Raw genomic sequence first — 21146 nt, 5'->3', positions numbered from 1 at the left:
ACGACCATGAGCACTGTCACCAAGGGCACCGTTTTGTTCGGCGCCCGCAAGCTCGATGCCCGCGGACAGGTGGACGATTTCTGGATGGTGATCGAGGGCACGACCATCACCGCGACGGGCTCCGGCCCGGGTCATCCCGACGCAGAACAGGCAATTGACCTGCACGGCTCGTGGCTCACCCCCGGGTTCATCGACCTGCACAGCCACGGCGGCGGCGGGCACTCCTTCGACAACGGCCCGGCCGAGATCATCGAGGGGCTGGCGACCCATCGTGCCCACGGCACCACGCGCTCGGTAATCAGTCTTGTCGCCAACCCCATGGCCGAGCTGCGCACCAGCCTCGGGCAGATTGCCGACCTCGTCGAGGTCGACCCCCTGATTCTCGGGTCGCACCTCGAGGGACCGTTCCTCTCGCCCCACTACCGCGGCGCGCACAACGTCGAGTACCTGCGTGATCCCGAAGCCGTGCACGTCGACGAGCTGATCGCCGCCGGGCGCGACACCCTGCGCCAGATCACCCTGGCGCCGGAGCTTCCGGGAGCGATGGAGGCCATCGACATCCTGGTGGCCGCCGGTGTCGCCGTAGCCATCGGACACAGCGACCTCAGCTTCGAGATGGCGCAGGGCGCCTTCGACCGCGGAGCGCGCATCCTCACGCACGCGTTCAACGCGATGCCGGGAATTCACCACCGCGCCCCCGGCCCCGTTGTCGCCGCGTTCGAGGACGACCGTGTCACCATCGAGCTGATCCTCGACGGACAGCACGTGCACCCGGATGTTGCGGCGCTCGCCTTCCGTTCGGCGCCCGGACGCGTGGCGCTCATCACCGACGCCATGGCCGCCGCCGGGTACCAGGACGGCGACTACAACCTCGGCACACTTACCGTGGCAGTACGTGACGGACTCGCCCTGCTGCGCGGAACCACGACCATCGCCGGTTCCACGTTGACGCAGGATGTCGCCCTGCAGATCGCGATCACCCGCACCGGCGTCGCCCCGCGCGATGCGGTCGGCGCCCTCACCCTGACACCGGCAAAGGCCCTCGGACTCGACCACCGCTTCGGCCTGCTCGAGACCGGGTACGCGGCCGACGTCGTCGCGCTCGATGCCAACTGGACCGTGCAGCGCGTCTGGGCCAACGGCAGCGCGATCGACACCGAGGTCAACAGAACCATCGGCGGAGCGACATCCATTTCCACCACCCGTTTGTACTAGGAGAACACCCCGCATGACGCAGTCACCCGACGACTCCCGCACCTCAGGCCTTGCCACCGGCTTCTCTGCGCAGCTGCCCGCTTGGCTGCAGGGCGAACTCACCGCCGTCTCGACCCCGCGCGTGACGCCGGAAGAGCGCATGGAGCTCGTCAACTACCTCGCGGACCGCAACTGGCGCGAGGGCAACGGCGGCCCGTTCGCCGCGATCGTCGTCGATCACGTGACGGGCGAGGTCATCTCCGTCGGCGTGAACGTTGTGCTGAGCACTGGTCTGTCGTCCATGCACGCCGAGGTCACCGCGATCTCGCTCGCGCAGGTCGCCCTCGGGTCCTGGGACCTCGGCGCCGACCCCGAGCGCGAACTCGAGCTCGTCGTCAACTGGCGACCCTGCGTGATGTGTTACGGATCGACCATGTGGTCAGGCGTGCGCCACCTCGTCGTTGCCGGCTCCGGACCCGAGCTCGAGCGCCTCAGCGGGTTCGACGAGGGTCCCATGCGCGAAGACTGGGCGGCGCAGTTCGAGGCACGCGGTATCAGCGTGACCGAGGGTGTGGGTCGGGATGACGCGTTGCGGGTGTTCCGCGAATATGGCGAGGCCGACGTGCTGGTCTACAACGCACGCGGCGCGGGAGCCATCGCGCTCGACTAGGGCGCGGGCGCGGCTGCTGGCGCTCGCTCGGCTCCGGACTGCCCTCCTCCGGGCAAACACTGGGGAGAGTGCCGCGCACTTTCCTGCGGACACTCATGCTTTTCCAAGAAACCGCGGCCACAGTTACTTGTAACAACAAATAATCGTTCGCCACGACATTAGACACCGAGGTATCTCATGACACCCCTTCTCCGCTCCAAGTACGTCGTCGGCACCTTCGCCGGCCTCTCGCTCGTCACCGTCCTCGCCGGCTGCAGCTCGACCACCGAGGCCGCGTCCTCCGGCTCCACCACGCCCAGCGACAGCAGTTCGTCGTCGTCCGACACGACCACGAGCACCGGCTCGGCCACCTCCTTCAAGGACGGCAGCTACACCGAGGAAGGCTCCTACGTCTCCCCGGGTGGCAACCAGACCGTCAAGGTCGAACTGACCATCGCGAGCGGTGCCGTCACCGCGGTCACCGTCACCCCCGAGGCGACCGACCCGACCGCCACCCGCTACCAGACCGAATTCGCCGGCGGCATCTCCGCGGAAGTCGTGGGCAAGCAGCTCAGCGACCTCACCGTTTCCCGTGTTGCGGGTTCGTCGCTCACCAGCGGCGGCTTCAACGACGCCGTCGACAAGATCAAGGCGGATGCCACGAGCTAGTCGCTCCCCGACACCTAGCGTCACTTCGCGACCGGCGGCCCACCGCCACCCCCGCGGCGGCACCACCCGTACCTCGCGATTGGCGGCCCACCGCCACCCCACGCGGCGGCACGAAACACAGCGGCCCCGGCAGTCACCTGCCGGGGCCGTTGTCGTCCCACGCAGTTACCCGCAAGGACCGCTGGCCTGCGCCCGGGTCATCCGCCCCTCGTCTCCCGCTGCCGCGACCCCAACTCGCCCCGATTGGCCGACGTTTCTGGCGCGACGGCCCTCTTTGCCGGCCCGACGGCCCCGCCTTTCATCGAAGGAGCAGAGATGGTCGTCGCCGGATTGCTTTGGCGACCATCTCTGCTCCTTCGATTCCGTTATGTCAAGAAAGCGCGCCGAAACAGCATCGAAAGGGTAAAAATTGCGGCAAAAGGCGCGGAATGCGTCCGTTTTTACCCTTTCGATGAGCAAACGGCGCGGCGCGGACGCGCGAGCAGCGAGACGCGGGCGAGTTGCGCTGCCGCGCACCGATGGGGAGCTCTGGAACACAAGGCGCGGCACGAGACCCGAGAGCAGCGAGGGGTGCGGCGCGCAGCACGAGACGCGCGAGCAGCGAGGGGTGCGGCGCGCAGCACGGGACGCGAGAGCAGGATGCGAGCAGCGCAGAACGCAGCGGCTGCCTAGTTCTGCGGGAAGCCCAGGTTGATGCCGCCGTGGCTCGGGTCGAGCCAGCGCGAGGTGACGGCCTTCTCCGTGGTGAAGAAGTGGAAGCCCTGCAGCCCGTACGCCTTCGAGTCGCCGAAGATGGAGTTCTTGAAGCCGCCGAAGGAGTAGTAGGCCACCGGCACCGGGATGGGCACGTTGATGCCGATCATCCCCACCTCGATCTCATTCTGGAACCGGCGGGCCGCACCCCCATCGTTGGTGAAGATCGCGGTCCCGTTGCCGAAGGCGCCGGCGTTGATCAGTTCGACGCCGTCTTCGTACGAAGCGACGCGCACGACCGACAGCACGGGGCCGAAGATCTCCTCCGTGTACACCCGGGAGTCGAGGGGCACCCGGTCGATGAGGGTCGGGCCGAGCCAAAACCCGTCGGCCGCGCCATCCACGTCCACACCGCGTCCGTCGACGACGACGTCAGCCCCGTCCTCCAGCGCAATATCGATGTAGGACGCGACCTTGTCGCGGTGCTGCCGCGTGACAAGGGGTCCCATGTCGCAGGACCGGCGCCCATCGCCGACGGTGAGCGCCGTCATGCGCGAGCGGATCTTGCCGATCAGCTCATCGGCGACCGGCTCGACCGCGACGACAACACTGATCGCCATGCAGCGCTCCCCCGCCGAACCGAAGCCCGCATTGACCGCGGAGTCAGCGACCAGGTCGAGGTCCGCGTCGGGCAGCACGAGCATGTGGTTCTTCGCGCCTCCCAGGGCCTGCACCCGCTTGCCGGCACGCGATGCCGTCTCGTAGATGTACCGGGCGATCGGCGTCGAGCCCACAAACGAGATGGACTTAATATCGGGATGATTCAACAGCCCGTCCACCGCGACCTTGTCACCGTGCAGAACGGTGAAGACGCCGTCCGGAAGGCCGGCCTCGGCGAACAGCGCCGCGAGCCAGTTCGCGGCGGACGGATCCTTCTCGCTGGGCTTGAGGACGACCGTGTTGCCGACGGCGATCGCGATCGGGAAGAACCACATCGGCACCATCGCCGGAAAGTTGAACGGGCTGATGACTCCGACGACGCCGAGCGGCTGCTTCGTCGAGTACACGTCGACGCCGGTGGACACCTGCTGCGAGTACTCGCCCTTGATGAGGTGCGGGAAGCCGGTGGCGAGTTCCACGACCTCGAGGCCCCGGGTGATCTCGCCCAGCGCATCGCTGAGCACCTTCCCGTGCTCGGAGGTCAGGATGTCGGCCAGCTCGCCCTTGCGCTCGTTGAGCAGCTCGCGAAACCTGAACATGATCTGCTGGCGCCGCGTGATCGAGGTGTCCCGCCAGCCCGGAAATGCCGCCTTCGCGGAGGCGACGGCCGCGTCCACCTCGGCCTGGTCGGCGAGCGCGACGTTCTTCGTCACGACGCCCAACGCCGGGTCATAGACGGGTGCCGTGCGTCCACTGGTTCCGGCGCGCAGGGCGCCATCAATCCAGTGGCTGACGGTCGGCAGCCCAGTGTCCGATTCCGGTGTGGCGGAAGTAGCGGTAAACGTCATTGGTATCACTTTCCCGATTCGTGTTTGGCAGTGACAGCAGGCTACGACCGTCGACCCACCCGCGCCTAGTACCCGGGCCACGGCAGCGATCACCGCAGTCTGCTGTCCCCGCCGCAGTGCACTCCAAGCCAATTCATAGTTAAGTGGTGTTTCGTGGTTCTTGTACCGACAACTAATTCGGCCAACGAAGGGACGGGGACCCCACGTGACCCAGCCCGATTCCGCCGTCTATCGCTTCGATGCGATCGGCGCCCCGTGGCGCATCGACACCGCGGAGCCCCTCAGCGCGAACATCGTCCAGGCCATCAACGCCCGCATCGACGAGTTCGACCGCACCTACTCCCGGTTCCGCCCCGACTCTCTCGTCACGCGCATCAACACCACTCCCGGCGTCTGGACGTTGCCAGCGGATGCCCCTGCGCTGCTCAATCTCTATCGCTGGCTGTATGAGCGCACCGATGGCGCCGTCAGTCCCCTCGTCGGCGAGCGCATGGAGAACCTCGGCTACGACAGCGCCTACTCGCTGACCCCGCGGACTACCTCGGTCCGGGTTCCGAGCTGGGATGACGCCATCTCCTGGGACGGCGAGACGCTCACGACCGTGCGGCCGGTGTTGCTCGATGTGGGCGCGGCCGGCAAGGGATACCTCGTCGACATCGTGGCGGGCATCCTGCTGGATCACGGCATCGGGAGCTTCGTGGTCGACGCGAGCGGTGACCTGCTGCACCGGGGAGACGCGCCGCTGAGTGTTGCACTCGAGGACCCACGCGATGCCACCCGCGCCATCGGCGTCTACGAACTGCAGAACGCTGCGCTGTGCGCATCGGCGTCCAACCGCCGGGCCTGGGGCAACGGGCTGCATCACATCATCGACGGCATCACCGGGGTTCCCACCGCCTCGGTGATCGCCGCCTGGGCCATCGCGCCCACAACCCTCGTCGCCGATGGGCTCGCGACCGGGCTCTTCTTCCGGGGCGCCGCGGTGTTCGCCGCCGACGCGCCAGCCGAGGCCGTGGCCGATCCCAGCACGAGCAGCATCAGCACCAGTACGGCGACCACCGACTTCCAGTACGTCCGCATGTTTGCCACCGGTTCCGTCGAATACTCGCGGAACCTCAACGGGGAGATGTTCACATGAGCGCCATCAGCGCACCAACCACCAGCGCCGCGGGCTTCAGCGCGCGGCAATGGCTCGACCGGGTGACCGGCAGGGTCACCATGTACCGTCTCGTCGTGATCTGCCTCCTGGCGCTGCTCGTGGAGGCCCTGATCCTCGGCGCGACGGGCCAGCTGTTCTACACGGCGCCCGCCATCCTGGCGAGCGCGGTCGTCGCCGTCGGGGTGACGTGGTTGACCGGCATCGGGTTTGCCCTGCTGTTCCGCACGCGGGCACACCCCGAGTCATCCATCATCACCGGGCTCTTAATCCTGTTCCTGTTCCAGCCGTCGCTCGAGACCGCCGACCTCTGGACACTCGCCCTTGCCGCCCTCATCGCCAGCGCCTCGAAGTACCTGCTCGCGATCCGTCGCCGCCACATCTTCAACCCTGCCGCGCTGGCCGCGCTCGTGATGACGCTGCTGCAGCTGAACTTCGTGACCTGGTGGGTTGCGACAGGATGGATGCTCCCGCTGACAGCGCTGACTGCCTTCCTCGTGCTGTATCGCACCCGCCGCATCACCGTGGCGCTGGTCTACATCGTGGTTGCCGCCGCGATCGTGATCTCGTACGGCGTGAGCAACGGGGTGGAGTTCGGCACCGCCGTCTCCACCGCGTTCCTGTCGTACCCAATCGTGTTCTTCGCGGGCTTCATGCTGAGCGAACCGCTCACCCTTCCCCCGCGCCGGTGGCAGCAGCTGGCTCTAGCGGCGATCGTCGCGGTCATCGCGTCGGTGCCGTTCAACTTCCCGCCCTTCTACAACACCCCGCAGTTGGCGCTCGTCGTCGGTAACCTGCTCGCCTTCGCGGTGGGTCAGCGCCGGGGCATCCGCCTCGATTTCCTGGGCCGCCGGGCGCTCACGCCGACCAGCTGGGAGTTCGAGTTCCGGCCGCAGCGGCCGCTGGCCTTCTCCGCCGGGCAGTTCATGGAGATCACGCTCGCCCATAAGGGCGCCGACCAGCGGGGCTACCGCCGGGTGTTCAGCATCGCGTCCGCACCGTCGGAGACGGATGTCGTGCGCTTCGGGCTGCGCGTCGCCGACCGCTCCAGCAGCTTCAAGACGCACATGCTGGCGCTCGAGCCCGGCGAGATCGTGACAGCGACATCGATCGGTGGCGACTTCCTGCTGCCAAAGGACCCGTCACGCCCGCTGCTCATGGTCGCCGGCGGCATCGGCATCACGCCCTACATCAGCCACCTCGGCGAGGTCGAGGCGACGGGAACCAAACGCGACATCGTGGTGGTCTACTCCAGCTCGCGCCCCGACGAGATCGCGTACGCCGAGCGGCTCGGCATGGGCGGCCACCGCGTGCTGCTCGTCTCGCCCTCGGTGCCCGACGAACTCCCGAGCAACTGGACCTACCTCGGCGCCGGGCCGCTCACCGGCGAGATGCTGCTGCGCGCGGTTCCCGACGCCGTCTCGCGGGATGCCTACGTCTCGGGCGCCCCGCAGCTGGTTACCTCGCTGAAGTCAGCCCTGCGTCGCGCCGGCGTCAAGCGCGTGAAATCGGACTACTTCTCGGGCTACTAAACCCGCGCAAACAGTTCGGCGGGAGAAGAAAGCACGCGGCGGGAGCTACAACTCCCGCCCCGCGCGATCTTCTCCCGCCGAGGCCTGCGTTAACTCCCGCCACCGGTGTGGGCGGCGGGAGTGCCTGCTACTTCTTCACGGTGAGCGTCTTCGCCGCGGAGATCGACGGCCCCGCGACATCCGACCCCTCAAAGAAGGCCGTGATGGCGTACTTCTTCGGGCTCAGCTTCGGCAGTGCAACCTTGACGGTTCCCTTCGAGGTGGCGGTCAGGCGCAGCGTCACTGTCTTCGATCCGTATTTCACGGTGACCTTGCCAATCGCATTGCCGACCGGCAGCGTGGTGACCTTCACGGTCACGACCGCGCGATCCCGCGAGGTGATCGTGCTGCGGTCGAGGGTGAAGGACGTGGTGCTGGATGCCACGACCGTCACCGCTGCGGACGACACGAGTGTCGCCGGGCCGGTGCCGACCTTCGCCGTCACCAGCACGCTCAGGGCGTGTCCGACCGCGAGGGCGGGGATGCGGTAGCTCGTGCCCGTCGCGCCGGCGATGGCCTCACCATCGAGCAGCCACTGGTAGCTGATCGTCAGAGCCTTCGTGTCGGCGTCCCACGTGCCGGGCTTCGCCGTGACGACCTTGCCCACCTCCGCGGCACCGTTCACCGTGGGCTTCGTCAGCGCCACCGGCGGCAGCGCTTCGGCCGTGTCGACGTACACGTCGGTCACCACGTCCGAGCCGCTGTAGTGCACGAAACCGAGGAACGAGCTGTACGGGTCGAGACCGCCCCAGCGCAGCACGTAGCTGGTCGCTACGCCGGTCTTGCCCTTGATTACCGAGGGCACGGCGGTGAGGTTACCCACGTCGGTCGCCGGGTTCAGCAGGTACGCCTTGTCGGTGAATGCGGCGCCACCGACCGGAGCGGAGAAGACGTCCACGAAGGTGATGTAGATGCCGGGCTCCGGATCGACGAGGTCGACGGTTTCGCCGGCGTCACCGGTCGCGGATTGCGCGATCACCTTCGGGGTGTCGTTCTCGGTTGCCGCGTAGAACACGTACAGGTCGAGGTCGGTCGCGGGGTTGTCCTCGATCGGTTGCACATCGAAGCGGGCGAACGACGTTCCCGGCAGCACCTGGTGCACGTACTGTCCGTTCTCGCCGGTCGCGAGCTTGTCGGTGTACGGCAGGCTCGCATCCGTCGCGTTCGGCGTGACGTTGCCCTGGGCGAGACCGGCCGGGGTGACCTTGATCTTGCCGTCGACACCGGGCAGCACGGGAACCGTCACGCTTCCGCTCGTTCCCTCACCGTTGACGACCGCGGGAACCTTGACCCGGGTCGGATGGATCGCGATGGGGCTGCGCACCGTTGCGGCGGTGGTGCTCTTGCCGCTGGTCTTCTTCCAGGTCAGGAATCCGGTGGCGTACTCATCGAGCGGCGCCGTGGTGCGGGTGAAGGTGACGGTGAACTTCTTCGTCTGCCCGGCGGCCGTGAACTTCAGGGTCGACGGCGAGAGCTTCACCTTGAGGCCCGCGACGCTGACCGATCCCTTATAGGTACCGGCCCCCTGCGAGGTGACGGTGCGGGTGATCTTCTGTGTGCCAGACAGGTCGCCAATCGCGATCGACGCCAGGTTGAGGTCGCTCGGATCGATGGCCGTGACGCCCGGAAAGGTCGCCTCGCCGGTTCCCACCAGGTACCGCTTCCAGTCCGCCGGGGTGGCGAGGTACAGCAGCCCCGGGTTGAGGTAGGCGGTCGGCTTGACCTCGCCGGCACCCTGCCCGAACGGGTCAAGGGTGGGCACGTTGTCGTTGTCGACCGTGTCGGAGGCGGTGGTCATGAGCGCCGACTGGATCTCGGCCGGGGTGGCGAGGGGATGCACGCCGAGGTACAGCGCGCCCAGACCTGTCACGTGCGGCGCCGCCATCGAGGTTCCCGAGAGGAACTCGTAGGTCGGGGCCTCACCCGGCGCGTTGGCACCGGCGGCGAGGATCGAGACACCGGGAGCCGAAATGTCCGGCTTCAGCACGTCGCTGCCGGCAGCTTGCACCGGTCCGCGGCTGGAGAATCCCGCGAGCTGGGGAACCGGGGTGACCTTGCCGGTGGTGTTGCCGGGCACCAGGGTCGCGGTCGCGCCCGGGGTCGCCGCGTACGCGCGAATCGCTTCGCGGTAGGGCGCATCGATGTGGATCGACGGGATCGTGTGGTCGTCGGTGATGGTGTCACCGGCGTCGACGTTGAGCAGGATCATTCCCACGCCGCCCGCGGCCTTGACCGCCGCCGACTTCTCGAGGCGACCGTTGTTGCCGCGCTCACAGACCACGATCTTGCCCGCCGCCTGCGCCGGATCTATCGTTCCGGCCAGACAGAGGTTCGCGTCGTCGGCCGTCGCCCCCGTTGCCGGGATGCTGCTGGCGAGCACGAGCGGAGCGGTCAGCTCACTGTGCACGGTGATCGATGCGCCGGCGTACTTCGCGCCATTGCCGAGAACCGCGGTGGCCTCGTAGCTGGGGATCGTGGTGGCTGCGACGGTCGTGATCCACGGGGATGCGTTGTCGAGAGTGGATGACGCGGGGCCCGAGTTACCCGCGGACGCCGAGACGAAAATTCCGGCCGACGCCGCGTTGAGGAACGCCTGGTCACTCGGCGAGTACACGGACGAGGCCGCGCCGCCACCGATGGAGAAGTTGATGACGTCCACGCCGTCCTTCACGGACTGGTCGATGGCCGCGACGATGTCGGTCGTGGCACAGCCGTCGTCGGTGGTGACGTTCGGGTCGAGATCCTTGCCCGACCAGCACACCTTGTAGGCCGCGATCTTCGCCGCGGGAGCGACACCGGCGATGGTTCCGAAGTCGTTGCCCGACACGGTTGCCTTCACACCGGCGTTGCCGGCCGCGGTGCTCGCGGTGTGCGATCCGTGCGAGTCGCCGTCCCGGGGCGACAGGTACTCACCCTGCGCGGCTCCACCGATCTGGCTCGCGCCGAAACCGTCGACGTAGTAGTGCGCGCCGATGATCTTCGTGCTGTAGTCGTCGTTGTCGAAGCCAACACCCGTCTGCCGGGTGCTGCTGAACGTGGTGCCGTCGTTCTTCGCGAAGTGGATCACGTTGCCATCGAGCCACGGCTTAGTCGTCGAGGCAGCGGTGCCGAGCGGGTCGCCCGCGAACGACGGGTTCTCCGGTGCGATGCCGGTGTCGAGGTCACCGACGACCACGCCCTTGCCCGCGTTCTGCACCCCGCCGATCGAGTCCCACACCCCGCCGGGGGTGCTGATCTTCAGGTAGTCGATGGAGCTCTGCGCCTCCTGAATCTTCAGGAGCTTGTTGGGGACGACGGATGCCACGGCGTCGCTCTTCGCGAGCCGTGCCGCCTCGACCGAGGTGAGGTTGGCGGCAAACCCGTTGTAGGCGAGCGTGTAGTTGTACAGCGCCTTCACCCCGACCTGGGTCTCCAGGGACTTCTGCTTGTCGCCGAGCAGCTTCGTGTAGCGCGAGACCTCCGTGGCCTTCGCGTTGAGCTGGCGCCCCGCGGCCGGCTTCGTGGCGGCGTACCCGCTGATCCCTCCGCCGTAGGTGGCGGCCGGGTCATCCTTCAGCGTGACAATGTACTTGCCCGCCGGGTACTTGGACTTCAGCGCCCGGTCGACGGCCGATGACCCGATCTTGGGAACGGAGACGGTCGTGTCCGGCGACGTTGTCGGAGAAGCGGATGGCGCGGCCATCGCCGCGGGAGCCGAAATGAGACCCGCCAGCAGCGCGATGCCAGCGCCGAGGGAGACCGCAGCGAGGGGCCTGCGTCCCTCTCGATGGGCTGACGATGAAGCACGAGAGAAAGAACGCAAAAAACACCCCTAGGAAAGTCGAAGTCCGATAATTCCTCGCGAGACACGCGAATTCACTCAGGGTACACACATGTTCTACCCCCGAATAGGGGTGGTCGAGGAAAACACGAATTTTGCGCGCGGCGACGAATTCGTGCGCGCGTTAACGAACGCGGCGGGAGAAACCGGCGAGTGGAGGGAGATAGATCTCCCGCCACCCGCCAGCTTCTCCCGCCGAAACCTGCGCGATCTCCCGCCGCAGGGAAGGAACTACGCCAGACGCGCCGCGAGGTTCTTGTCGAGCGTGTCGAGGAACTCCTCGGTGGTTTCCCACTTCTGCTCGGGGCCAACGAGGGCAGCGAGGTCCTTCGTCATGTGGCCAGCCTCGACCGACTTGATGACGACGTCCTCGAGCGTTGCGGCGAACTCGGCGAGCGCCGGGTTGTCATCCAGCTTCGCGCGGTGCGACAGCCCACGGGTCCACGCGTAGATCGACGCGATCGGGTTCGTGCTGGTGGGCTTGCCCGCCTGGTGCTGGCGATAGTGACGCGTGACGGTGCCGTGCGCGGCCTCCGCCTCGACGACACTGCCGTCCGGAACGGAGAGCACGCTCGTCATGAGGCCGAGCGAGCCGAAGCCTTGGGCCACGGTGTCGGACTGCACGTCACCGTCGTAGTTCTTGGTGGCCCAGACGTAGCCGCCCTCCCACTTCATGGCGGAGGCCACCATGTCGTCGATCAGACGGTGCTCGTAGGTGAGGCCGGCCGCGTCGAACTTCTCCTTGAACTCGGCCTGGAAGATCTCCTCAAAGATGTCCTTGAAGCGACCGTCGTAGGCCTTGAGGATGGTGTTCTTCGTCGACAGGTACACCGGGTAGTTGCGCGACAGGCCGTAGTTGAGCGAGGCACGGGCGAAGTCGATGATCGACGCATCCAGGTTGTACTGCACCTGCGCGATGCCATCGCCGGGGGCGTCGAAGACCTCGAACTTCAGCGGCTCGGAGCCGTCTTCCGGCGTGAACTCGACAGTGAGCTTGCCCTTGCCCTTGAACAGGAAGTCGGTGGCGCGGTACTGGTCGCCGAACGCGTGACGACCGATGATGATCGGCTTGTTCCAGCCCGGCACCAGGCGCGGGATGTTCGAGATGATGATCGGCTCGCGGAAGATGACGCCGCCGAGGATGTTGCGGATGGTGCCGTTCGGGCTCCTCCACATCTTCTTCAGGCCGAACTCTTCGACGCGCGCCTCGTCGGGCGTGATGGTCGCGCACTTGACGCCAACGCCGTGCTTCTGGATTGCATGCGCGGCATCGATCGTGACCTGGTCGTCCGTCGCGTCGCGGTTCTCGATTCCGAGGTCGTAGTACTCGAGGTTGATGTCGAGGTACGGGTGGATCAAGGTGTCCTTGATCTTCTGCCAAATAATGCGGGTCATCTCGTCGCCATCAAGCTCGACAACCGTGCCTTCAACTGTGATCTTCGCCAAGTGAATCTCCTATCAACACTGCCCGGACGGGCCCGAAGTCAGCTTACTCGGTGGGCGAAGTATCTCGATGTCGAGATATCTCTACCTTCTGTCAGGCTTCGGGCGTTAACCTGTGTGGCATGGCTGAGCTAAGACTCGAAGAACTGTCGGCAAAGACAATCGTTGCCGCGAACAGTCTCACGCTCCGTCCGGGGCAGGAGCAATTTGTGACCCCCGTCTCGTACTCGATCGCGGATGCGGTCATCGACCCCGGCACGACCTGGTCGCGCGTGGTGCTCGATGACGACGAGGTCGTCGGATTCATCCGTGGCAACTTCGATCCGGATGCCGAGCACGAGGAATTCCGCAGCTGCATCTGGCGCATCAACGTGTCCGCAGATGCGCAGGGCCGCGGCGTTGGCAAGTTCGCCGTGATGGGCCTGGCCGACGAGGCCCGCAATCGCGGCTTCGAACAGCTCACCGTCATCTGGGAACCGGGCGAGGACGGCCCCGAGTCGTTCTTCCTGCACCTCGGGTTCACCATCATCGGTCAGACGCAGTACGGCGAAAACCTCGGCGCACTGAAGCTCTAGCCCCGTGGCATCCACCCCTCACGATCCCGGCGCAGCGCTCGCGCCCGGCGCGCCCAGTCTCGGCGACGACTTCGTGTCGCGCGTGCTCGACGTTGTCGGCACGATCCCGCCCGGTCGGGTCATGACCTACGGCGACGTCGCGGCGGCGTTCGGCTCGCGGGCCGCGCGCGCTGTCGGGCAGACCATGGCGTATTACGGGGCGGATGTCCCGTGGTGGCGGGTCGTGCGCTCCAGCGGGCACCCCGCGGTGAACCACGAGCCACGCGCGCTGGAGTACTACCGGGCGGAATCGACCCCGCTCAAGTGGTCCGCGTCCGGAGTGTTTCGGGTGGACCTCGCGGCAGCCCGCTTCGACCCGAATGGCACCGACGAACCGCAGGCGTGAGCCCCAGGTCATCCCGACGGCGCGGGCACGAGAGTCATCCGCGGAGGTGACACGGTTTCATCCGTTTGGGTGACGACGCACCGTACGCCGGACGGTTGGCTGGATGCATGCCCCATCCGCGTGCGCTCGTCGCCGTCCCCGTCCTCCTGCTCGTCGTGTCGTTGCTCTCGGGATGCGCCTTCACGAACCTGCTCTCGTCGCGCGAGAAGGAGCAGGTCTTCGACACCCGGGCGCAGGCGGCGGCAAGCCCGACCGCGCTGCTGGTGATGCCCGCGTTTGTGCCAGCCGACGCCGTGCACCTGCGGATCCGGGTATCGCTCGACGGCAAGGGCGAGCTGCTGCGGTACGCGAGCCCGACGCCGCTGGACGCGGCGAGCTGCGCCCGGGGTCCGTTGCAGGGAACCCCGGGGATCGTCGCGTCGTGGTGGCCGGAGATCACCCCGAAGAACGGTGCCCAGTGCGGTGCGGGGTGGCAGGCATTCCAGACGTCCGGAACCACCTTTGCGTGGCACGACGACACCCCGGGAGCGTAGGGCGCAGTTCCTTCGGCCAACCCGTTACTGCGGGAGGGTGCCCGCGACGACGCGACCGCGGGAAACGACCGCCACGATGTTTTCCACGGCGAGGTCGGCGATGTCGTCCCACGGGCGGCCGCGCACGACGAGGAAGTCGGCAAGGTAGCCCGGCGCGAGGGAACCGAGGTTCTTCTCCCGGCCGATCGCCGCCGAGGCGCGCGAGGTGGCGGACTGAAGGGTGCGCTCCGCGGTCCAGCCGAAGACGGCGGCCATGCGCCGGATCTCGGTCATCTGGTCGCCGAAGGCAACGTGGTGACCGTTGGCGTCGGTGCCCAGCACGAAGTCGGCTCCGACGTCGGCCGCGGCACGCATGAGTGCGTCCCGCTTCACCACGAGCTCCTTCGCCTTCTCGGACTGCTCGGCGGACACCCCGGCGAGACCGGCCGCGATCGCATCGTTAATGAGGATGGTGGGGGCGAGGGTGATGCCGGCCTTCGCGGCCGCCGTCGCCTGCGCGGTGGTGATGAGCGTCGCGTGCTCGATGGAGTCGACGCCTGCCTCCAGGGCAACGTCGATACCCGCGGCGGTGTGCGCGTGGGCGGCGACCCGCATGCCGAGGGCGTGAGCCTCATCGACGATGGCGGCGATCTCCTCGGGCGTGTGATTGCGCCATGACGCCTTGTCGCCCTCGGAGAGAACTCCGCCGCTGGTGGCGATCTTGACACCGTCGGCGCCGGCCCGTGCCCAGTGGCGCACGAGCTTGCGGCACTCGTCCACTCCGTCGGCCGTGGGCTTGCGGTGCTCGAACGCGGCGGGAATGAACATGTCGCCGTGGCCGGCGGTCATGCTGACCATGCCGTGCGCCTGCAGCCGGGGGCCGTCGACAATGCCGGCGTCGATGGCGCGGCGCAGCGAGAACTGGATCTCGTCCGCGGACAGGTCGCGCATGGTCGTCACTCCGCCGAGCAGACCCTTGCGCGCGTTCGACAGCCCGTGCAGCGCCTGTTCCTCGGGACGGGTGACGAGGGGCCAGGTGAGAAAGTCGGGCTTCTGCCCGGAACCGGCGTACCCGACGAGGTGCACGTGGGTGTCGATCAGCCCCGGGATGACCGAGTAGGTGGGGGCGGCAGCGTCGCCCGAGGCATCCGCTGATCCGCTTGTCGCCGGCTCGACCGACTCGACGACCGCGTCGGTGCCGGTGAATGACCACCGGAGGGTGGAGAGGCCGCGGGCGGACGACCCGTCCCAGAGGTCGACGTTGCGGAGGGAAGTGGCGGGTTCGGAGTGCACGGGGACCTCGGTACGTTCGGGGCCGCGGGACGCGGCAAATGTAATCGATTACATTCTGGCGGTAATTCGTGGGAGTCTGGTGACATTGCCGGTAATCGCAGCATTCAGGAGTACACACCGTGAGTATTGACGCCTTCCACACCCCCTGGACAGATGTGGCCGAGCACCTGCGCGAGTCGACCGGGCTCGCCATCCTGCCGTTCGGTGCCCTCGAACAGCACGGGCCCCAGCTGCCCCTCGGCACGGACACCGCGACCGCGGCCCACGTCGCCCGCGCGCTGGCCGACCGGCTCGACGCGCTGCTGCTTCCTCCTATCCACTACGGCGACACCTGGAACAACGCCGGCTACCCCGGCACGATCTCGATCTCCCCGGCCACGGTCACCGCCCTCACCGTCGACATCGGCCGCTCCGTCGCGGCCTCGGGAGCCCGCGGCTTCGTCGTCGTCAACGGCGACTGGGGTAACCGCATGCCCCTGTATGCCGCAATGCGCATACTCAACGATGAGGGCATCATCCCGGCAATCGCCCTCGACTATCCCGGGATGGACGAGGCGATCACCGCGGTGCGCGAGAGTGCGCCGGCCGCTCCGGGCCTCAACCACGCCGAGGAGATCGAGACCTCGATCATGCTCGCCATCTCCCCCGACGACGTGCGGCGCGAGCGGTACGCTGCGAGCTACCCCAGCTTCCCCAGCGACTACGGAACGCGCCCCATGCAACTGCACACCTTCTCGAAGAGCGGTGTGTTCGGCGACCCGACCACCGCGACGGCCGAGAAGGGCCAGGCAATCCTGGACGCGACGGTCGAGGCATCCGCCGCCGTCCTCGTCGACTTCATCGCCGCGCTCGGACGAGCGTAGTGAGCGACGCGCCAGCCCCGACCCTCGCGGACGTCGCCCGGCACGCCGGGGTATCGGTCGCGACGGCCTCCCGCGTGTTGTCGGGAAGCCGGCAGGTGTCGAGCGAGCGCGAAAAACGCGTGCAGGAGGCGAGCCGCGCGCTGCGATACCGCCACAACGCGGTCGCGAGCGCGCTGCGCAGCCAGCGCACCGAGACCGTCGGGTTCGTGCTGCCGCGCTACTCGACCGCGTTCCTCTCCGCGCTGATCGAGTCAGCGAGCGCGGGACTCGAGCGCGAGGGCGTCTCACTCGTGCTGCGCTACTCGGCGCCGGACGCGCGCCACGACCGCGACAACATCGAGTCACTGCTGGCGCGCCGGGTCGACGGCATCATCCTGTGCCCTCCGTCGGAGGAGGCGAGCCGCGAGTCCATCGCGTTGGCCGGCAGCACGCCGGTCGTGCAGGTGGGTCGCTTTGTGGATCCGGATGCCACGGACTCGGTCGGTCTCGACGAGAGCCGCGCCACCGCCCTGCTGGTCGCGCACCTCGCCACCACACGGGCAACGTCGATCGTGGCGGTGGGACTCGACCCGATCATCCCGGCCGACGCCCGGCGACTGGATGCGCTGCGTCTCGCCGGCGAGCACTCGGGCATCCGCGTGCGCATCGCCGACCCGGTGCGGGCAACCCTGCAAGGCGGAATCGACGCCGCCGAACTACTGCTGGCCGTCTGGACCGACGGCGCGGGATCCGCTCCGTCGACCCGCGACTGGGACACCCTCGTCTGCGCCAACGATGACGTGGCAGCCGGAGCCATTGCCGTGCTGCGCATGCGCGGCGTGCGGGTGCCGGAGGACGTGCAGGTGGCGAGCCTGCTCGACGTCTCCCTCGCCGAGGACGACGTCGCCATCACGACGCTGCGCCACCCGTGGTCGGCCATGGGCCGCGAAGCAGTGCGGCTGCTGATGGACGCGCGCGCGTCCGACCGCGACGGGGTCACCCGGCGCGTCAGCCTTGCCCCACAGCTGATCGTGGGCGCCTCGACCCGGGCGTGACGCACGCCCGGGTCATCCGCGAACCTAGACCAGCGACTCGCGCCAGGCTGCGTGCAGTTGCGCGAAGCGGCCGGTACCGGCGATGAGGTCACCGGGGGTTCCGTCCTCGACGATCTTTCCGTGCTCCATCACCAGCACGCGGTCGGCGATCGCGACCGTCGACAGGCGGTGCGCGATGATGATCGCGGTGCGGTCGGACAGCAGGGTTTGCAGTCCCTCCTGCACCAGACGCTCGCTCGGGATGTCCAGAGACGCCGTCGCCTCGTCGAGAATCAGCACAACGGGGTCGGCCAGGAACGCCCGCGCGAACGAGAGCAACTGGCGCTGGCCGGCAGACACCCGGCCGCCGCGCTTGTTCACGTCCGTGTCGTAGCCACCGGGCAACGTCTGGATGAAGTCGTGCGCACCCACCGCCTTGGCCGCCCGCACGATCTCCTCACGGGTGGCGTCGGGCTTGCCGAGGGCGATGTTGTCGGCAACCGTGCCCGAGAACAGGTAGGCCTCCTGCGTCACCATCACGATCGCGCGCCGCAGGTCCTTCGGATGAAGGCGGCGCAGGTCGACGTCGTCGAGCGAGACGGTTCCGATCGTCGGGTCGTAGAACCGCGACATCAGCTTGGCCAGCGTGGACTTTCCCGCACCGGTCGATCCGACAAGCGCGATCGTCTGACCGGCGGGCATGTCGAGACTGAAGCTCGGCAGCACCACGCGGTCCTCGTTGTAGGCGAATGTCACGTCGTCGAACACGACGTGGCCCTTCGCCTGCCACAGGTCGATCGGACGCGTCGGGTCGGCGACCGTCGGCTTCTCCTCGAGCACGCCCGAGATTTTCTCCAGCGCGGCCGCGGCCGACTGGTACGAGTTGTAGAACATCGCCATCTCCTGCGCGGGCGCGAAGAACTGGCGCGTGTACAACAGCACCGCGAGCAGCGCACCGATCGCCACCTGTCCCTCGGCGACCCGCAGGCCGCCGACCAGCAGCACGACCGCGAGGGTCACGTTGCCGATGAGAACGAGTCCCGGGTCGAAGATTCCGAAGAGTTGGATGACCCGGCCGTTGACATCCCGGTAGTCCTCGACGAGCTCGCCGAACTCCTCCTCGTTGCGCTTCTCCTTACGGAACGCCTTGACCGCGCGGATGCCCGTCATGGTCTCGACGAACTGCACGATCAGGCGCGCGGAGGCAACCCGCGACTGGCGGAACAGTTTCTGCGACCGACGCTGGAACCAGCGGGTCAGGAACCACAGCGGCACGAGCGCGATGAACAGCACCACGCCGCTGACCCAGTCGAGCGAGAACATCGCCGCAGCGATGAACACCATGTAGAGAGCGCCCTGCACCAGCTGGTTCAGCCCGGAGTCGAGCAGCTCGCGAATGGCGTCGAGGTCGCTCGTCTGGCGGGAGATGATCCGACCCGAGGTGTAGCTCTCGTGAAAGTCGAGGCTGAGGTTCTGCGTCTGCAGGAACACGCGCTTGCGCAGGTCGATGAGGATCGCCTGGCTGATGCGCGCGGTGAGGATCGTGTACCAGGCGATGAGCGAGGCACCAACGACCGCGGTGACGAGATAGGCGACCACCGTCAGCGACAGCGGCATCCAGTCCAGCTTGAGCAGGGCGGGCAGCCCGCGGTCGATACCGATCGCGATCAGCGCCGGTCCCGCGACCTGCGCGAGGGTGCTGATCACGACGACCACGAGGGTCAGTGCGATCTTGCCCTTCAGGGGACGGACGAGGGATGATAGGAGCTTCAGCGATCGCGCACGAATCTGCTTGCTCTCCCCCGTGGTGAAGTCGTCGCGCTCTTCACCCTCAACACCGGACACACTGACGTTGCTCATCGTGCGGCCTCCGTTCTTTCGCGCTTCAGTTCGTCTTCGAGGCTCGAAATCACGAACCGGTAGTGATCGTTGGACTCGAGGAGTCCGGAGTGGGTGCCGACCGCAGTGATGCGGCCGTTTTCCATGAGGGCTACCCGATCCGCCAGCATGACCGTGGACGGGCGGTGCGCCACGATGAGAGCCGTGGTGGTGGAGAGCGATCGGCGCAGCGCCTCGGTCACCAGTGACTCGGTGTCGACGTCGAGCGCCGACAGCGGGTCATCCAGAACCAACACCGACGGCTTGGCCGCGACCGCCCGCGCCAGCGCCAGACGCTGACGCTGACCACCGGAGAGGCTCAGCCCCTCTTCACCTATCTTGGTATCCAGTCCCATGGGCAGGTCGTACACGAACGCGGCCTGGGCGATCTCGAGCGCCTCGGCCAGGTCGGCCTCGGTGGCCTCGGGGCGTCCGAGCAGCACGTTCTCGCGCACGGTGGCCGAGAAGAGGATCGCGTCTTCGAAGGCCATCGCGATGTGTGCGCGCAGTTCGACGCGGGTGAGATCGCGGATGTCGATGCCATCGAGGGTGATGGCCCCGCCGGTCACGTCGTACATGCGGGTCGTCAGCGCGGTGAGCGTCGACTTACCCGAGCCGGTGAGCCCGACCAGCGCCATGGTCTCGCCCGGCTCCAGGGTCAGTTCGACACCATCGACGAGGTCGGGGTTGGTGAGCGCTGCGTCCTGGTAGCGGAAGTGCACGTCGTCAAAGACGAGCTTGCCCTTCGGATCGGTGATGGTCTTCGGGCGCTCGGGGTCCTTGATCGTGTTTTCGGTGTCGAGAACTTCGAAGAAACGGTCGACCGCCGTGCGGGCGTCGTAGGTCATCGACAGCAGGAAGCCGATCGATTCCACAGGGAAGCGCAGCACGGTAGCCGTGGCGAAAAACGCGACGAGCTCGCCCGCGGTGATCTGCCCCTGTGCTGCGAGCCACACGCCACCGAGAAGGGACAGCGCGAACGTGACATCCGGAACCAATACGAGCCAGAGCCAGATGCCGGCGATTGCCTTGGCCTTCTCGATCTCGGTGCCGCGCAGGTCTTCCGCCTGCACTGCGAAGTTCTCCAGCGCGTACTTGCCGCGGCCGAACGCCTTGAGCACCCGGATTCCGTGTACCGACTCCTCGACCGTGGTCGCGAGGTCGCCGGCCTGGTCCTGGCTGCGGCGGGCGACGACCGAGTACTTGCTCTCGAAGAGGTAGCCGTAGATCCACAGCGGGATCGAGCAGACCATGAACAGCACGCCGAGCTCCCACGAGATGTTCACGAGGAAGACGAACCCGACGAAGATCGTGACGATGTTGACGACGAGCAGTACGAGACCGAACGAGATCCAGCGGCGGATCAGGTTGAGGTCGCTGACGGCGCGCGACAGCAGCTGACCGGAGGGCCAGCGGTCGTGGAAGCTCACCGGCAGGTCTTGCAGCTGGGCGTACAAACCGTTGCGCATGCGCGCTTCGATGTGGGTACCGGGCGCGAGCACGAACCAGCGGCGCAGGGCGATCATGATCGCCTCGAGCACGCCGAGCCCCAGCACCACGAAGAATGCCGGCCAGATCTGCGCGGAGTCACCCGTCTGCAGCGGGCCATCCACCAGCTGGCGCAGCACCTGTGGGATCAGCAGCGCGACGACACCGGCGATGAGCGCCGAGACCATGCCCAGGTAGATGCGGGGCAGCGCTGGTTTGGCGTACGGGTACAGACGCGCGAGGGCGCGGAAGGTGCCCTGGCGTTTCGGCTCCGCCTCGGGAGAAGCGGATGGCTCGGTGGGTGGAATTCCCGGAGTGGGAGGTGACGACGACATAAGTAAAGCCCCTGAATTGTGGTGCGCGCCCGGTGCGAGGTGGGCGAAGAGTGTGGTGAGAGTGTGACCGCGAGAAAATCGCGATCGGAGATGGGCGCGTA

At 67.3% G+C, this 21146-nt stretch carries 16 protein-coding genes; 10 read left to right on the top strand and 6 right to left on the bottom strand.

Annotated features, from left to right (window positions below):
* Positions 1-6 precede the first annotated feature (6 nt).
* The 3 genes from nagA to HB677_RS12125 all read left to right on the top strand — a co-directional run bounded on the left by nagA (position 7) and on the right by HB677_RS12125 (position 2512).
* A complete protein-coding gene (gene nagA, locus HB677_RS12135; RefSeq protein WP_213815970.1) occupies positions 7-1215 on the top strand; it encodes an N-acetylglucosamine-6-phosphate deacetylase in 1209 nt (402 codons plus the stop codon).
* A 13-nt stretch (positions 1216-1228) separates the two neighbouring features.
* Positions 1229-1864 carry a nucleoside deaminase gene (locus HB677_RS12130; RefSeq protein WP_213815969.1) on the top strand — a complete coding sequence of 212 codons (636 nt, stop codon included), beginning with the start codon at positions 1229-1231 and terminating at the stop codon, positions 1862-1864.
* A 177-nt stretch (positions 1865-2041) separates the two neighbouring features.
* A complete protein-coding gene (locus tag HB677_RS12125) occupies positions 2042-2512 on the top strand; it encodes a hypothetical protein (protein ID WP_213815968.1) in 471 nt (156 codons plus the stop codon).
* 668 nt (positions 2513-3180) lie between these two features.
* On the opposite strand, the gene HB677_RS12120 is transcribed toward HB677_RS12125, so the two are convergent.
* Positions 3181-4713, bottom strand: coding sequence for a CoA-acylating methylmalonate-semialdehyde dehydrogenase (locus tag HB677_RS12120; RefSeq protein ID WP_213815967.1), 1533 nt, complete (start codon positions 4711-4713; stop codon positions 3181-3183).
* 205 nt (positions 4714-4918) lie between these two features.
* Between HB677_RS12120 and HB677_RS12115 the strand changes: the two genes are divergently transcribed.
* Positions 4919-5851, top strand: a complete 933-nt coding sequence (locus HB677_RS12115) for an FAD:protein FMN transferase (RefSeq protein ID WP_213815966.1) — start codon at positions 4919-4921, stop codon at positions 5849-5851.
* Complete coding sequence (locus HB677_RS12110) at positions 5848-7401, top strand: FAD-dependent oxidoreductase (RefSeq protein ID WP_213815965.1); 1554 nt, start codon at positions 5848-5850, stop codon at positions 7399-7401. Before HB677_RS12115 ends, HB677_RS12110 begins: the two co-directional genes overlap by 4 nt.
* A 127-nt stretch (positions 7402-7528) precedes the next feature.
* On the opposite strand, the gene HB677_RS12105 is transcribed toward HB677_RS12110, so the two are convergent.
* Together HB677_RS12105 and HB677_RS12100 are read right to left on the bottom strand one after the other, a co-directional pair.
* Positions 7529-11242, bottom strand: a complete 3714-nt coding sequence (locus HB677_RS12105) for a S8 family serine peptidase (protein ID WP_213815964.1) — start codon at positions 11240-11242, stop codon at positions 7529-7531.
* 249 nt (positions 11243-11491) lie between these two features.
* Positions 11492-12706, bottom strand: a complete 1215-nt coding sequence (locus tag HB677_RS12100) for an NADP-dependent isocitrate dehydrogenase (RefSeq protein WP_213815963.1) — start codon at positions 12704-12706, stop codon at positions 11492-11494.
* 119 nt (positions 12707-12825) lie between these two features.
* On the opposite strand from HB677_RS12100, the gene HB677_RS12095 reads away from it, so the two are divergent.
* From HB677_RS12095 to HB677_RS12085, 3 genes are all read left to right on the top strand, one after another.
* Positions 12826-13278, top strand: coding sequence for a GNAT family N-acetyltransferase (locus HB677_RS12095; protein ID WP_213815962.1), 453 nt, complete (start codon positions 12826-12828; stop codon positions 13276-13278).
* Positions 13279-13282: 4 nt separating this feature from the next.
* Entirely contained in the window at positions 13283-13663 is a 381-nt protein-coding gene (locus tag HB677_RS12090; RefSeq protein WP_213815961.1) for an MGMT family protein, read from the top strand.
* 107 nt (positions 13664-13770) lie between these two features.
* Complete coding sequence (locus HB677_RS12085) at positions 13771-14196, top strand: hypothetical protein (RefSeq protein ID WP_213815960.1); 426 nt, start codon at positions 13771-13773, stop codon at positions 14194-14196.
* 24 nt (positions 14197-14220) lie between these two features.
* Here HB677_RS12085 and HB677_RS12080 read toward each other — a convergent pair whose 3' ends face one another.
* Complete coding sequence (locus tag HB677_RS12080; RefSeq protein WP_213815959.1) at positions 14221-15468, bottom strand: amidohydrolase family protein; 1248 nt, start codon at positions 15466-15468, stop codon at positions 14221-14223.
* Between the two features lie 119 nt (positions 15469-15587).
* Here HB677_RS12080 and HB677_RS12075 point away from each other — a divergent pair, with 119 nt between their 5' ends.
* Together HB677_RS12075 and HB677_RS12070 are read left to right on the top strand one after the other, a co-directional pair.
* The gene (locus HB677_RS12075; protein ID WP_213815958.1) at positions 15588-16331 is read left to right on the top strand and encodes a creatininase family protein; all 744 of its coding nucleotides are present in this window, start codon (positions 15588-15590) and stop codon (positions 16329-16331) included.
* Positions 16331-17365 (top strand): LacI family DNA-binding transcriptional regulator, encoded by a 1035-nt coding sequence (locus HB677_RS12070; protein ID WP_213815957.1) that lies wholly within the window; start codon positions 16331-16333, stop codon positions 17363-17365. The genes HB677_RS12075 and HB677_RS12070 overlap by 1 nt, the downstream gene beginning before the upstream one ends.
* Before the next feature lie 24 nt (positions 17366-17389).
* Here HB677_RS12070 and HB677_RS12065 read toward each other — a convergent pair whose 3' ends face one another.
* Entirely contained in the window at positions 17390-19204 is a 1815-nt protein-coding gene (locus HB677_RS12065; protein WP_213815956.1) for an ABC transporter ATP-binding protein, read from the bottom strand.
* On the bottom strand, positions 19201-21045 hold the full coding sequence (locus HB677_RS12060; RefSeq protein ID WP_213815955.1) for an ABC transporter ATP-binding protein: 1845 nt from the start codon (positions 21043-21045) through the stop codon (positions 19201-19203). The genes HB677_RS12065 and HB677_RS12060 overlap by 4 nt, the downstream gene beginning before the upstream one ends.
* Between the last annotated feature and the right edge of the window lie 101 nt (positions 21046-21146).

Source organism: Glaciihabitans sp. dw_435 (genome assembly GCF_018449675.1).
In the GTDB taxonomy this organism is placed as follows: domain Bacteria; phylum Actinomycetota; class Actinomycetes; order Actinomycetales; family Microbacteriaceae; genus Glaciihabitans.
Note: the sequence above shows the minus strand (reverse complement) of the source record. Positions and strands in the feature narration are given on the sequence as shown.